Here is a 14,449-nt window from a genome sequence, read left to right as displayed (position 1 = left end):
TTTTATGAAACGATTGATCTTTTTGTTGTTGCTGCCGGCCATTCGGGCCGGGGCTCAATCCCCCCTGTTCCGGCTGCTGCCGGCGAAAGAAACGGGCATCCATTTCAGCAACGATATTGCCGAAACCGAAGAGCTGAACGTTCTTTCCTACGAATATTTTTACAATGGCGGTGGCGTTGCGGTTGGCGACATCAACAACGACGGATTGCCGGATCTTTTCTTTACGGCCAACAGCAAGCCCTGCAAGTTGTTCCTCAACCTCGGCGGGTTGAAGTTCAAAGACGTTACCCGTGAGGCGGGACTGGAAGGCCGGCCCAACAGCTGGAAGACGGGCGTTACGATGGCCGATGTCAATGGGGATGGTCTGCCCGACATCTATATTTGTTATTCGGGGAAGAATGCGGCTCAGCGGGGCAACCAGCTGTTCATCAATCACGGTAACCTTCATTTCACCGAAGAGGCGGCGGCCTATGGGTTGAACGATTCGGGGTATTGCACCCAGGCGGCCTTCTTCGATTATGACAATGACGGCGATTTGGATATGTTCCTTTTACGGCATAGTGTGAAGAAGATCGATAATATGGAGCTGGCCAGCCATCGCGACGAGCTGGACCCGCTGGCGGGCGATAAATTGTTCGAGAATGCCGGCGGACACTTCGTCGATGTCTCCAAAAAGGCGGGTCTACGGCAGAGTCCGCTTACCTATGGTCTGGGTATCGCGATCGCCGACATCAATAAAGACGGCTGGCCGGACGTATATGTGACGAATGACTATAACGAACCCGACTATCTCTATCTCAATAACCACAACGGCACGTTCACCGACGCCAGCGCCGGCTCTTTCCGTCACCTGGCGCAATTCTCCATGGGCGTCGATATCGCCGATATCAACAACGATGGCCTGCCCGACGTCCTCAACCTGGACATGCTCCCGGAAGACAACCGGCGGCAAAAATTATTACAGCTGCAGGAGAACTATGAATCCTTCCAGCTGATGACAGGCCAGGGGCTGCAGCAGCAATACATGCGCAATATGCTGCAGCTGAACAATGGCGACGGCACTTTCAGCGAGATCGGCCAACTCGCCGGCATCTTCGCCACCGACTGGAGCTGGTGTCCCTTGCTTGCCGATTTCGACAACGACGGCAATAAGGATGTGTTTATCACCAACGGTTATCTGCGGGACTACACCAATAAGGACTTTCTGCGTTACTGGGGGGATTACAAGATCCGGAAGGCCATGGACCGCGAACCGGTGAAACTGATGGACCTGGTGCAGGCTATGCCTTCTTCCACGTTGAAGAAATACATCTTCCGGAATAACGGGGATCTGACTTTTACCAATATGCAGGCCCAATGGGGGATCAACCAACCGGCCGTGTCGTCCGGGGCCATCTATGCCGACCTGGATAATGACGGCGATCTGGACCTGGTGGTCAATAATATCAATAGTGAGGCTTTTGTCTACCGGAATATGAGCAGTGAGCGGGGTGGGGCAAGCTGGTTGGGCGTTCAATTGAAGGGCAAGGGTGGCAATACAGCGGCGATCGGCGCGAAGGTGTATGCCTATGCCGGGGGAAAGGTTCAGTATGCCGAGGTGAATCCTGCGCGGGGTTATCTGAGCTGTGTGCCTGCGGAGGCGCATTTTGGATTTGGGACGTTGAAGACGGCGGATAGCTTGATCGTTGTCTGGCCGGATCAGCAGCGACAAAAGATGGAGGGTGTGGCGTTGAACCGGAAATTGGTGTTAAAGGAGGAAAGGGTGGAGGCGCAGGCGCCTCCGACGGCACTGAAGACTGTGTTTTCGGCTGCCCCCGCGCTGATCGACTATAAGCCCGAAGGATTCGGGGATAACGATTTTAAACGGCAATTGCTGATGCTGTTCATGTATTCGCGCACGGGGCCCGTTATCGCCGAGGGCGATGTCAATAAGGATGGACGGGAAGACCTGTTCATCAGCGGGGACAAGACGCGGCCGGGGATGATGTATATGCAAGGACCTGGAGGGAAGTTTGAGGGGACAGGTGCTATCGTGCATGAAGACAGTGCGACGGTGGCTGCGGCGACATTTTTTGACGCCAACGGCGACGGCTGGCCGGATTTATATGTCGCCAAGGGAGGCTATTCGTTGTGGGAGCCGCATACCTCCACTTTACAGGATGAGCTTTGGCTGAATGACGGCAAGGGTGTTTTGCACCGGGCCGAGGGAATGGTGCCCGATCTAAGCGCCAACAGCAAGTCCTGCGTCCGGCCCTGTGACTATGACGGCGACGGGGATATCGATTTGTTTGTGGGGGGCAGGGTCATCCCCGGGCAATATCCGCTGGCGCCGGAGAGCTACCTGCTGACAAACGATGGAAAGGGGCATTTTACGATCACCACCACGCCCTTTCAACATATCGGGATGGTGACGGACGCCCAGTGGATCGACCTGGATGGAGATGGGCGGAAAGACCTGATCCTTTGTGGTGAGTTCATGCCGGTGATGGTATTTTTGAACACTCCAACCGGTTTTGTCGATAAAACCAGCGATTGGTTTGGCGCCTCACAGCCCGGGTTTTGGAACACGCTGACGGTGGCCGACCTGGATGGCGACGGCAAGCCCGATGTTATCGCGGGGAATATGGGGCAGAACTGCTGTGTGAAGTTTTCCGGGAAAGAGCCGGGAGAGCTATACTTTGCGGACTTCGATCACAACGGGTCGATCGATCCGTTCTTCAATTTTTATATCCAGGGTGTCAGCTATCCTTTTGTCAGCCGGGACGAATTGAACGAACAGATATATCCTATGCGAAAGAAGTTCAATTCCTATAAGGACTATTCCAATGCGACGATGAAGGACCTTTTTTCGAAGGAAGAGCTCGCGGCCGCGGGGAAGCTGACGGTGACGCAGGACCGGACGATGTGCTGGCTCAATAAGGGTGGTCATTTTGTTCCCGCAGACCTGCCGGTACAGGCGCAGTTTGCGCCGGTGACGCGGGTGCTTGCCGGGGATTTTGACGGGGATGGACATACCGATCTGGTGCTGTTGGGGAACCATTCCGACAACCGGCTGAAGATCGGCAGCATCGACGCCAATTATGGATGTTTGTTGAAGGGCGACGGTGCGGGTGGGTTCCGGTATGTTCCGCAGCCTGTTTCGGGGCTGTCGGTGAAGGGGGATGTCAAGTCGGCGGTAAATCTGGGCGTCGACGGGAAGAAATATTTGGTTATAGGCGTAGCCGAAGGTGCGCTGCAATTTTATAGAGAGCCGTAGGCTCTCTGGCCGAAGGCCAATCATTAGCCGGTTTGGGCTCCTGGGCTATTTTTGGCAGGAGCCCAGGGGCTCAAACTCATATCTAAAGGAATGAAAAAATCGATCTGGGTCTTTTTGTTATTGACGACCGGGTTTGCCGGCGTTGCGCAGAATAACCGGGACCGGGCGCTGACGGCGTATCTGCGGCCGGCGGTGTTCTCGCTGACGATGGTGATGGTGCATGATGTAGTGAATCCGCCTGCCGCCAGCCGCTATTATGCGTATGTCATGCTGGGTGCTTATGATCTTGTCTCGCAGCACAACCGTAGCCTGATCCGGCCCAATGGTTTTGTCCGCAACTATCCCTTCGGGGCGGCGGCGGGAGATAGCGGATATGACTATCGTATTGCGGCGGCCTGGAGTATCCTGGAGACGGGGAAAGTGATGCTGCCTTCGGGATTTATGCTGCAAGAGGAAGAAAAGAAATTTCTGCAGCTGCTGAAGAAGGAGAAGTGGCCGCAGGCGGTGATCGACCGGTCGCTGGCCGCGGGAAAGCAAGCAACGGACAAGGTAGTGGCCTGGTCGAAGGGAGACAATTACAGCCTGCTGAGTGCGAAGCTGCGCTATACGCCGCTAAAAAAGGATTCGACCTGGTATCCTACGCCGCCGGGTTATATCGAAGCGGTGGAGCCCAATTGGCGCATCATCCGGCCGATGATCGTGGATTCCTCCGACCAGTTCATGCCGCCGCCGTTGGCCCATTTCAGCACGGATACGACCAGTGAATTCTGGCGCCTGGCGAAGGAAGTATATACTATCAGCAAGGATACGGGGGAACGTGCGGCCTATGAAAAAGCGATCGCGGGTTTCTGGGATTGTAATCCTTTTGCGATCCAGACCTCGGGCCATATGATGATCGGCAACAAGAAGATCAGTCCTGGCGGGCACTGGATGGATGTCGCGGCGATCGCGGCGGGGGTGCGGGGATTGGACTTCGATCACACCGTGGAGGCGCAGACCCTTGTCGCGGTGACTTTGATGGATGCGTTTATCTGCTGCTGGGATGAGAAATATCGCAGCAACCGGGTTCGGCCGGAGACTTTTATCAATCGTCATATCGATGTACGGTGGCAGCCGTATCTGCAGACGCCGCCTTTCCCCGAATATACCAGCGGGCACAGCGTCATCTCGACGGCATCGGCCGAAGTGCTCAGCTATCTTTTCGGGCCGCGGCTCGATTATACCGATAACACCGAGCAGCTGTGGGATATCCAGCCGAGAAGTTTCCACTCGTTTCGCGAGGCGGCGGAGGAAGCGGCCATTTCCCGGCTTTACGGGGGTATCCATTACCGCGACGGCGTGGTCAGCGGCCAGGTGCAGGGGAAGGCCATTGGACAATATATTGTGGAGCGGCTAAAGCGGGCGGGAGTGCAGCCGTTGGGACCTCCCCGGGGTCCGGCATCGGGTTCCGGACATTAGAGAAAAGGGAGTCCGGCCCGACTTTGAATTTATTTGAGCCGGACTCTTTTTTTGCACTATTTTTGGCAAAATTTTTTGCCCATGAACTTGCATGAATATCAGGCCAAAGAACTACTGAAAAAGTATAATGTACCCGTACAGGAAGGCATCCCGGTAGATAATGCGGGGGCTGCCGAAGAAGCCTACAAGAATTTAAAAGTACAGTTTGGGAATAATTTTGCAGTAGTGAAGGCCCAGATCCATGCGGGCGGTCGTGGGAAAGGAAAGATCGAGGGGACGGAACAGCGTGGGGTGGCCGTGGGTAAGAGTGCGGAGGATATTGCGAAGATCGCCTCCAATATCCTGGGCGGAACGCTGGTGACGATCCAGACCGGGCCTGCCGGCAAGAAGGTCAACAAGGTGCTGATCGCGCAGGACGTTTACTATCCGGGCGCCAACCCGGTGAAGGAGTTGTACATCTCCGTGCTGCTGGACCGCGCCAAGGGGCAGAATGTGATCATGTACAGTACCGAGGGAGGGATGGACATCGAGGAAGTGGCGCACAGCACGCCTGAAAAGATTTTTAAAGAGTGGGTGCACCCGGGTGGCGGTCTTCAGCCGTTCCAGGCCCGGAAGATCGCTTTCAACTTCGGCCTTAGCGGCGAGGCGTTCAAGAATTGCGTCAAATTTGTTACGAATCTTTATAATGCGTATGTAGGGTTGGATTGTTCGATGCTCGAGATCAACCCGCTGTTCAAGACCAGCGACGAGAAGATCATCGCGGTCGACTGTAAGATGAACCTCGATGACAATTCCCTGATGCGTCACCCGGACCTGGAGGCGCTGCGGGATATCAGCGAGGAAGATCCTACGGAAGTCGAAGCCGGCAAATACAATCTGAATTTTGTCAAGCTGGATGGGAACGTAGGTTGTATGGTCAACGGGGCCGGTCTGGCCATGGCGACTATGGATATGATCAAGCTGAGCGGTGGCGAACCCGCCAACTTCCTGGACGTCGGGGGGACCGCCAATGCAACGACGGTTGAAGCCGGTTTCCGGATCATCCTCAAGGATCCGAAGGTAAAAGCGATCCTCATCAACATCTTTGGAGGTATTGTGCGTTGCGACCGGGTTGCCCAGGGGGTCATCGATGCTTATAAGTCCATCGGCACCATAAAAGTTCCTATCATCGTAAGACTGCAGGGCACCAACGCCGAAGAGGCCCAGCAGCTGATCGCGCAAAGTGGCCTCAAGGTTCAGTCCGCCATCCTGCTGAGCGAAGCGGCGGCGCTGGTCAATAAAGCGGTTTCCTGATATGGGGCAAACCATTTTACAGCAGATAGAGGAGACGGTCACGGCGATCCGGGCGGTGTGCGATCAGGAGCCGGCCGTCGGCATTGTTTTGGGCAGTGGTCTTGGTAATCTCTCTACGGAGATCCTGATCGACAAGGAGATCTCGTATGCGGATATCCCCCATTTCCCGGTTTCGACGGTCGAGGGGCATCATGGCAAGCTCATCTTCGGGACCCTGAACGGCCGGCCGGTGGTGACGCTTTCCGGAAGGTTTCATTATTATGAGGGCTACACTCCACAGCAGGTGGTCTACCCGATCCGGGTGTTGAAATTCCTGGGAGTAAAGACACTGCTTCTTTCCAATGCTGCGGGCGGGATGAACAAAGCCTTCCGGGTCGGCGACCTGATGATCATCCACGATCATATCAGCTTCTTTGTCGTCAACCCACTGCTGGGCAAGAACGAACCTCTGCTGGGGCCGCGATTCCCGGATATGAGCGAGCCTTACGACCGCGGGCTGATCCAGAAGGCCCGGGAGATCGCAGCCGGCCTGGGGATCCCGGTTCATCAGGGTGTGTATGCGGGAGTTACGGGACCTACCTTTGAGACGCGGGCGGAATACCGGTTCCTGCATATTGCCGGCGGCGATGCCGTCGGGATGAGCACGGTGCAGGAGGTGATCGCGGCGCGGCATCTGGGAATGGCGGTGTTTGCGATGAGTGTCATTACTGATCTGGGCATCCGTGAGGAGGATAATATCATCACCCATCAGGAGGTGCTGGAGGCGGCTGCCGCGGCCGAGCCAAAGCTGACGGCCCTTTTTAAGGGACTGATAGGAGTGGTCTGATGGACGACGGGTCCATCGGCCGAAGGCCAATCATCAGCGTTCGCCGGCGGAAGGGCATATTTCCCCGGGGACCCATCCGCCGGCGAATTAACGTTTCTTATGCCATTGAATGAGTAAATTGTCCGCAATTTCAGCAGTGAATCTACGCCGTTTTATAACCATCGCGCTTGTTTTTTTATTGTCGCTGCCGGGGTCGAGGCTGCTGGCGCAGTTGCCCATCGGCGGCCGGTTTGGCAATATCGGCTCGATAGGCGGCGGCGGCGGGAAGGACAGTCTGCAGCACCGGCATGAAGATACCATCACCATCAATTTTCGTTATCTCGACTCCAGCAAGCTTTACCGGTTTGACTCATCGATCTTCGACATCGGCCGGCGGTTGCCGGTACGCTCTACCTGGATCAACCTCGGCAATAATGGGACGGCGAGCCGGTCGCTGATCTTTTCGCCGCGGATGCAATCGGGGTGGGACCCGGGGTGGCATGCTTATGATATCTACCGGTTCACCGCGGATGAGACGCGTTTTTTCCATACGACGAAACCGTATACCGAGCTTGGGTTCTTTCTTGGCACGCGCGGGGAGCAGTATATCGATATCCTGCACACGCGGAATATCCGGCCCAACTGGAACTATTCTTTTCAATACCGGCTGATCAACTCGCCCGGCACGTTCGGGAACCAGAACACCAATCACAACAATTACCGGTTCACCTCCTGGTACCAGTCGAGGAATAAGCGGTATCAGAACTTTTTTGTGCTGGCAGCCAGCGTGCTGGGATCCTCGGAGAATGGGGGGCTACGGAATCCGAAGGACCTGGACTCCGTGCAGTACAGCAACCAGGCGACGCTGCCGGTGAACCTCGGGCAGAACCTGGTACAGCCTACCGGCAACTTCTTTTCCTCGAAGATCTCCGTCGGTACGAAATATTCGTCGGCTACTTTTTTGATGCGGCATCAATACGATCTTGGGCAAAAGGATTCGATCGTGACCGATTCTTCGGTGATCCCCTTGTTCTACCCGCGGGTGCGGCTGGAGCAGACGACGGCCTACAGCACTTATCACTACCGGTTCTTCGACCTGGCGCAGCCCTCATCGGGCTATACGCTGGATTCCTCGTATTATGCCGCCGATCTCGGGGTGGTTGGATTGAGTGCCGTCAACGACAGCTTCTGGCGGCAGGATAACTGGCGGAATTTCTCCAACGACTTCAGCATCTACACGTTCCCCGACGCCAAGAACCCGCAACAGTTCCTCAAGCTGGGTGCGACGTTGGAACTGCTGACGGGGAACTTCGATACCACGACGACGGGCGTTGTTACGACGGCGCACAAGTTGAATACACAAAATGCCTTTGCGCATGGGGAATACCGTAATCGGACGCGGAACCAGAAATGGGATATCGAGGCGATGGGCCGGTTGTATCTGAATGGGCTGGATGCCGGCGACTACAATGCCAGTATCAGTCTGAAGCGGCTGGTCAGCCGGCAGGTGGGTTATTTCCAGGCGGGATTCGAGAATGCGAACCGGACACCGGGCTTTGTTTTCGACCGGGCCAGCAGCTTCAACTGGGACACGGCATCGACGCATTCGAGCTTCAGCAAGGAAAATACCACCCATCTTTTTGCCTCGCTGGAGCAACCCCAGCATCAGCTGGTGCTGAGCGCCTCGTATTACCTGCTGACCAACTACTCCTATTTTCACGACTATTACAAGGTGGCGCAGGCCCCGGTCTTCAACCTACTGCAGGTGACGCTGCAGAAGCAGTTTACCCTCTACCGGCATTGGAAATGGCGGACGCTTACGACGATCCAGCAGGTGGCCGGTTCGTCCCCGGTGCATGTCCCCCTTATCGTTTCGGCTAACCAGGTGGGTTATGACGGGAACCTTGGGTTCCGAAACCTGACGATCAGTTTCGGTACCGAGCTGCGGTATATCAGTCCTTACAAGGCCGATGGGTATTCGCCGGCGAACGGCCAGTTCTTCAGCCAGAGTCAGACGGTGACGCAGCATCTTCCGGACATCAACCTTTACCTGCATTTTCGCATCCGCAGCTTTACCGCGTATATCCGTGGGGAGAATTTGAATGCGATGGCGTTCAGCCCACGCGGGTTCGGGTTCTATCACAACAACTTTGTTGCGCCTTACTATGCGTCGCCGGGGCTGATCATCCGGTATGGGTTTTACTGGAATTTCATTAATTAGCGGCTTCGCGCCCCGGTTGGGACCGGCCTAGCAGTCCGCCTGGTCGCAGGGCGCGTCTTCCATCTCTACTTCGAGCGTTGCGTGCTGGATGTTGAGGTGCAGCAGCTCATGCTTGATGTCGTGCTTGAGCTGATCGACGTACTCCATGGTGCAGTTGCGGTCGACGACCACATGGGCCGTCAGGGCGTTCTCGGTGGTGCTGATGGCCCAGACATGGATATGGTGAAAGTCTTTTACTCCCTTCATTTTTGCGATACCCTCGCGGATCTTGCGGATCTCGATGCCGGCGGGCACGCCATCCAGTGAGAGCCGGAGGCTGTCGCGCAGCAGTTGCCAGGTGCTGAAGAGGATGACGAGTGCGACGAGGAGGCTAAGGGCCGCGTCGATCCAGAACAGGTTCGTATAGAAGATGATGAGGCCGCCCACGACGAGGGCCGCCGAGACGATTGCGTCGGAGAGCAGGTGGAGAAAGGCGCTGCGGATATTCAGGTCGTTTTCCTTGCTCCGGAGGAAGAGCATGGCGGTGAGGGCGTTGATGACGATGCCGATGGCGGCGACGATGGAGATCGTTTTGCCGGGGAGCGGTTCGGGGCTGATGAGCCGGTGGATGGCTTCATAGCCGATCGCGCCGAGGGAGAGCAGGAGGATCGCGGCGTTTAGCAGGGCGACGAGAATGGTCGTCTTCTTGAGGCCGTAAGTGTATCGCTCGGTCGGCCGCACTTTCAACAGCCTGATGGCGATGAGCGACATGGCCAGTGAGGCCACGTCGGCGAGGTTATGACCGGCGTCGGAGAGCAGGGAAAGGGAGTGGATGCTGAGACCGACGACGACCTCGATGATGACAAAGGCGAAGTTGAGCACGATGCCGATCATGAAAGCCTGGTTCACCTCTTTTAAATTGACCGGATGGTGGTGGTGACCCAGGCCATGGGAATGGGAGTGATCGTGGCCGTGGGCAGGGGCATGATCGTGCGTGTGTGCCATTGAGGGTATTTTTAGCGATAATCGTCGCGGGCTGGGGCGAAGGAGTCGATGACCTTGCAGTCGGTGACGGCGTAGGCGGAGTGCCGGACATTGGATGGAATGACATGGACGTCGCCTGCTTTCATCAGGTACTTCTGGCCGCCAATGACCATTTCCAGTTCGCCCTCGGCGATATAAGTGATCTGTTCGTTAATGTGGTGGTGTTCGGGGGAGGTATGTCCTTTTTTGATATCCCAGAAGACGAGGGAGCTGCTGTCGCCGTGAACCATTTTTCCGAAAAAGCCCGGAAGTGTTTGTTTTACAGGGATATCGCTGAGATTCTGCATTATGGGATTTTTGCCGAAGGTACCGATTTGTGGCGGAAGGCGCCTCAATTTGGTGGAAAAGTCGGCTCGCAATGTGGATAAGTGGATAACCTTCGCTATGACGCGCGCAGGCTTCGCCGTATCCTTGCGTCGAAGGTGCGGGCCGTTGTCCGCATATTAAAATCCATTCTAATGAAAGCGATCGTAACCCTAACCATGGCCGTAGTGGCCTCATTTGCGTCTGTTCCTGTTTTTTCCCAAAGTTTTCACGGTGTTATCGATTCGGTCCTGCAGGACTTCCCTTACAATCTCCGGCATATTTCCGGCGACCTTGTGCTGGCGCAGGGTGAGTTCGAGAATTATGCTTCGACGGTGGAGTTGCCGGGAGCGCAGAGCTGTATCATTACCCGCTGGCATTCCATCGAAGACACGACTGCCAGCTGGCAGGCCCGGATGTACAAGGGAGAGGATTTTTCGGAAGCTTCGAAGCAGTATGGCGAGCTTTTCCGGCGGCTGAAGGGCTGTTACCTGAGGCTGGTGGATGGCAGTAAGTTCTTCCTGACGGGAGACTGGGAACCTGCGACCCAGGAAGCGCCTTTTACGACCTCGACCTTACGGATACAGACCGGTGACGAACGGTACCGGGAGGTAAAGGTGGAGGTGGAGCTGGTCTTCCTCGTGACGGATTGGGCGGTGAATGTCAACATCGTCAGCAAGAAGCGCGATGACCAGGTGGGTGGCGGCGACGAAGTGAGCCGCTAGCGTTTTAACGTAAGAGCCGCCGGACGGTGGTCTGGCGAATGTCAGACGGTAGCCTTTATGGCGCCGCCGTCGACCGGGATAGTGGCGCCGGTGATGTAACCGGCCAGGGGGCTGGCGAGAAACGCGACCAGCGCCGCCAGCTCCTCTGGTTTCCCGATCCTGCCGAGGGGTATACCCTTTGCATGTTCGGCGAGCTGTTCTTCGAAGGAGGGCGCGCCGGGCGCGGTGGAGGTCATGGAATGCCGGAGGCGATCGGTGAGGATCGATCCGGGTGCGACGTTATTGACGGTTATATTGTCCGGGCCCAGTTCGTTTGCCAGCATTTTTGCCATTCCGACAACACCCAGACGGAGGCTGGTCGAAAGGACCGAGCCGGGTAAATAGGTTTTGGTGGAGAGGCTGGTGATGTTGATGATGCGGCCGCTGCCGGTAGGGCGCATGTGCGGAACGACGAGCCGGCTGAAGCGAACCGTGCTGAGCAGGGTAAGCTCGAAGGCCGACTGCCAGGCGGCGTCGTCGAAAGATTCGAACTTGCCGAAGGGCGGGCCGCCGGCATTATTGACGAGGATATCGATCTTCCCGAATTCGGCGGCGGCGGTATCGATCATTGCTGCTACCGAGGCTGCGTCGGTCACGTCGACCCGGATGGCGCGAACGCGGCCTTTTCCGAGGGCGGCGATGTGTTTTGCCGCAGCGTCGAGATTGGTCTGTTCGCGGGCGCCGATGATCACGTCGGCGCCTTCGGCCGCAAGGGCGAGGGCGCAGGCTTTTCCAAGACCTTTGCTGGCGGCGAGGACAAGAGCGGTCTTCCCGGTGAGTTGTAAATCCATGAGAGTGGGTTAGATTTGTAAAGATGGAGAAAGTATTACAGATACTCGCGGTTTTTGTTTTGCTGGCGCTGGTGGTCCACCGGTTTATTCGCGGACGGGAGCCGGTGTACCAGCCTTTTGATTATCTCACCCGGCTGAAGCCGCCGCTCGCGGCAGCGATCAGCGACCGGCTTTTGCGGGCTGTAATGGGGAGTGCGGAAGGGGATGTGATCCTGACAGATGAGGCGAGGCAACTGGAATTTTTGTATAGTGCTGCCGGAAGCCTGACCATTTATTGGCGAACAAAAGAAATGCAATGGCTGGCTGCACCGCTGAATTGCACGGCGATGGGGATCGATCCGGAGGAGGGGAGGTTGTACCTGGAAGCGGAAGGTTATTGGTTTGTCTACGGCCGTTCGAAGAGCCCTACGCTGCCGCCGACCCATTCTTTGTCTTTATTGTAGTTGACACCTATCATTTTCCCTTTGCTGAGCCGTGCCAGGTTGATCGCCAGGGTAGGCCGGGTATCGCCGTCCTTCCAAAGATACATCATCCGGATCTCCGCCTTGGCGGGTACATCGGGTGTGGCGATGACTTCGGCATATTTCACCTTGCGCTGGAGGATCCAGTTAGCGGGATCGGGGACGTCGAGGTCTTCGGGCCGGACGTCGATGATGACCCCCTGGCCGGCGAAAGAGAACAGGGGTTTGAGGACATAGTTGTCGAGGTCGGCGGGTGGTTGGGTCAGCTCGTCGAGGAAGAAGGTGGGAGGGACGAAGGGGTGCCGGAGGAAGGGGAGGGTGAACTTACTTACGCGATAGAACCAATTGGGATGAGCGACCCATTCTACATCGAGCTCTTGCCGGATATCGACATAGCCGGGAGGGAGCTTGGCGGCGGCTGCGTGGAGCTCGTCGAATATCAGCCGGTTGTAGATCCGGCGGATCGGGGTCTTTCTGCCGGTTGCCGGGTGAAGATAGTACAGCTTTTTGCCTTCCTGGATGAGTTCGGTAAGGCATACAGGGGAGATACCAAGATAGTCCCGGGTGCAGTAGAAGTCGACGCGCGTCTTTTGCTCGTGGGGGCGTATTTCCAGCAGGATCACTTCTTCGGGGGCGCAGTCGCCGAGGATCGTCGCGCGGAGCAGGTCGAGGTAGCTATCTTTGTCGAGCCCGTTGAGGAACTGGCTGTAGTGGGTGGGGATATCGAAATGGCGCCGCAGCACTTCCGGGTAATACACCTGGAAGCCATAGAGGCTGGCAAAGCCTTGCATTTCGACGAGTTGCGGCTGCAAGCCGCCGTCGCCGTCCTCGCACACGCCGAAGTCGAAGACGAGGAAATGCGGGTGGTCGTTCTCGCGGGCGACGCGGTCGTGCGCGGGTATGGCGCGTTCGGTCCATTCTTTGAACTTTGGCTCGAGGATGAGGTCGATGATGTGCTCACAGGCGTCGGTGAGCGAGGCGGCCAAAGCGGCCGGGACGAAAACGGGGGTTTCGGCGACGCGAAATTCGATGGCGCCGGGGTAGCGGCTATGCAGGTCGGTAAGGAAATGTTCGTAGCGTTGCCGGGTGAAGGCATCGTTGTAGGCTTTCCGCAGTGCAGGTACCATGGGCGGCTTTTGGGGGAAGTTACGCTCTTTTTCCCAGCTAACGTCGGCCTTTCAGGCGACGGACCGGTGGTCCGTTTGGACTTTTGGATGAAATGTCCTCGCATAGTCCAGGAAATTCGGGATGATATGCGAGTAGGTGTACCGGATCTTATCGGGGTCGTCGAGCTGTTCGATCATGCTCTTCCATTTTTCTTCGCCGTGTTCGGCGATGACGGTGGCCTTTCGGTCTTCGCGCCGGAGGTACATGCTCATGCCCGCGGCGTCGGCCTCGGGGTGGAACTGGGTGCCGATCATGTATTCGTTGAACCGGACGGCCATGATCGCCCGTTCAAGGGGAACATGGGGACGTTCTTTCTCGATGGCGAGCACCTGGCCGCCCATTGCGGCGAGCCGCTGCGGTTCGGGTTGGATCACCTGGTAGCTGCGGCTGTCGACGGCATAGAAGGGATCGCGCAGGCCCTGGAAGACGGGATCTTCCGCGGCGCCTTCGAGCATGTGTACCGGGAAGACGCCAAAGGCGGTGGACTTTCGATTGGTGACGCGGGCGATGGAGTAGTGGCGACAGGCCAGCTGGAAGGAGTGGCAGATGAAGAGCACCTGTTTGGGCGCGGCATTGTCGCGACGGGCGTTGAAGGTTTCTATTTTTTGCAGCCAGGACCAGTAGACTTTCTCCCATTCGCTGCCTTCGCTGTCGAGGGGGCTGCCGGGGCCGCCGCTGGAGATATAGATATCGTAGGAGAGATCGGGTGTTTGCTTTTGGAGGCGCACTTCGTACTCGTCGAACCGGAGATCGAGATGGTGGGACCGGCCGTATTCCGTGAGGATCTCGCGGATACAGCGCATGCCCTGATTGGCCTGGCCTTCATAGAGATCCAGGATGGCCACTTTGACCTTGTTCTGGTTTTCCATCCGGCAAAATTACGATTTTTTTTGCTGTCTGAAAGACG

At 56.7% G+C, this 14,449-nt stretch carries 12 protein-coding genes; 7 read left to right on the top strand and 5 right to left on the bottom strand.

Features of this window, described 5'->3' with window-relative positions; translation table 11 throughout:
- Positions 1 to 4 precede the first annotated feature (4 nt).
- The 5 genes from VHE34_RS17620 (at position 5) to VHE34_RS17600 (ending at position 9,033) form a co-directional block, all read left to right on the top strand.
- The gene (locus VHE34_RS17620; protein WP_325590170.1) at positions 5 to 3,256 is read left to right on the top strand and encodes a VCBS repeat-containing protein; all 3,252 of its coding nucleotides are present in this window, start codon (positions 5 to 7) and stop codon (positions 3,254 to 3,256) included.
- A 90-nt stretch (positions 3,257 to 3,346) separates the two neighbouring features.
- Positions 3,347 to 4,714 carry a vanadium-dependent haloperoxidase gene (locus VHE34_RS17615; RefSeq protein ID WP_325590169.1) on the top strand — a complete coding sequence of 456 codons (1,368 nt, stop codon included), beginning with the start codon at positions 3,347 to 3,349 and terminating at the stop codon, positions 4,712 to 4,714.
- An 81-nt stretch (positions 4,715 to 4,795) separates the two neighbouring features.
- Positions 4,796 to 6,007 carry an ADP-forming succinate--CoA ligase subunit beta gene (gene sucC, locus VHE34_RS17610; RefSeq protein WP_325590168.1) on the top strand — a complete coding sequence of 404 codons (1,212 nt, stop codon included), beginning with the start codon at positions 4,796 to 4,798 and terminating at the stop codon, positions 6,005 to 6,007.
- A 1-nt stretch (position 6,008) separates the two neighbouring features.
- Positions 6,009 to 6,833, top strand: a complete 825-nt coding sequence (locus tag VHE34_RS17605) for a purine-nucleoside phosphorylase (RefSeq protein ID WP_325590167.1) — start codon at positions 6,009 to 6,011, stop codon at positions 6,831 to 6,833.
- Positions 6,834 to 6,969: 136 nt separating this feature from the next.
- Positions 6,970 to 9,033 (top strand): putative porin, encoded by a 2,064-nt coding sequence (locus VHE34_RS17600; RefSeq protein WP_325590166.1) that lies wholly within the window; start codon positions 6,970 to 6,972, stop codon positions 9,031 to 9,033.
- Between the two features lie 27 nt (positions 9,034 to 9,060).
- On the opposite strand, the gene VHE34_RS17595 is transcribed toward VHE34_RS17600, so the two are convergent.
- Both VHE34_RS17595 and VHE34_RS17590 read right to left on the bottom strand, forming a co-directional pair.
- Entirely contained in the window at positions 9,061 to 10,017 is a 957-nt protein-coding gene (locus VHE34_RS17595) for a cation diffusion facilitator family transporter (RefSeq protein ID WP_325590165.1), read from the bottom strand.
- Between the two features lie 11 nt (positions 10,018 to 10,028).
- Entirely contained in the window at positions 10,029 to 10,343 is a 315-nt protein-coding gene (locus VHE34_RS17590) for a cupin domain-containing protein (RefSeq protein WP_325590164.1), read from the bottom strand.
- A gap of 171 nt (positions 10,344 to 10,514) precedes the next feature.
- Here VHE34_RS17590 and VHE34_RS17585 point away from each other — a divergent pair, with 171 nt between their 5' ends.
- Positions 10,515 to 11,084, top strand: a complete 570-nt coding sequence (locus VHE34_RS17585) for a hypothetical protein (protein ID WP_325590163.1) — start codon at positions 10,515 to 10,517, stop codon at positions 11,082 to 11,084.
- A gap of 41 nt (positions 11,085 to 11,125) precedes the next feature.
- Here VHE34_RS17585 and VHE34_RS17580 read toward each other — a convergent pair whose 3' ends face one another.
- Positions 11,126 to 11,914 (bottom strand): SDR family oxidoreductase, encoded by a 789-nt coding sequence (locus VHE34_RS17580; RefSeq protein ID WP_325590162.1) that lies wholly within the window; start codon positions 11,912 to 11,914, stop codon positions 11,126 to 11,128.
- 23 nt (positions 11,915 to 11,937) lie between these two features.
- On the opposite strand from VHE34_RS17580, the gene VHE34_RS17575 reads away from it, so the two are divergent.
- A complete protein-coding gene (locus VHE34_RS17575) occupies positions 11,938 to 12,357 on the top strand; it encodes a hypothetical protein (protein WP_325590161.1) in 420 nt (139 codons plus the stop codon).
- Here the strand turns inward: VHE34_RS17575 and VHE34_RS17570 are convergent.
- The gene (locus tag VHE34_RS17570; RefSeq protein WP_325590160.1) at positions 12,300 to 13,502 is read right to left on the bottom strand and encodes a hypothetical protein; all 1,203 of its coding nucleotides are present in this window, start codon (positions 13,500 to 13,502) and stop codon (positions 12,300 to 12,302) included. The genes VHE34_RS17575 and VHE34_RS17570 overlap by 58 nt on opposite strands.
- A gap of 51 nt (positions 13,503 to 13,553) precedes the next feature.
- Complete coding sequence (locus VHE34_RS17565; protein WP_325590159.1) at positions 13,554 to 14,411, bottom strand: type 1 glutamine amidotransferase; 858 nt, start codon at positions 14,409 to 14,411, stop codon at positions 13,554 to 13,556.
- Between the last annotated feature and the right edge of the window lie 38 nt (positions 14,412 to 14,449).

This window comes from Puia sp., from assembly GCF_035546395.1.
Lineage (GTDB): Bacteria > Bacteroidota > Bacteroidia > Chitinophagales > Chitinophagaceae > Puia.
Note: the sequence above shows the minus strand (reverse complement) of the source record. Positions and strands in the feature narration are given on the sequence as shown.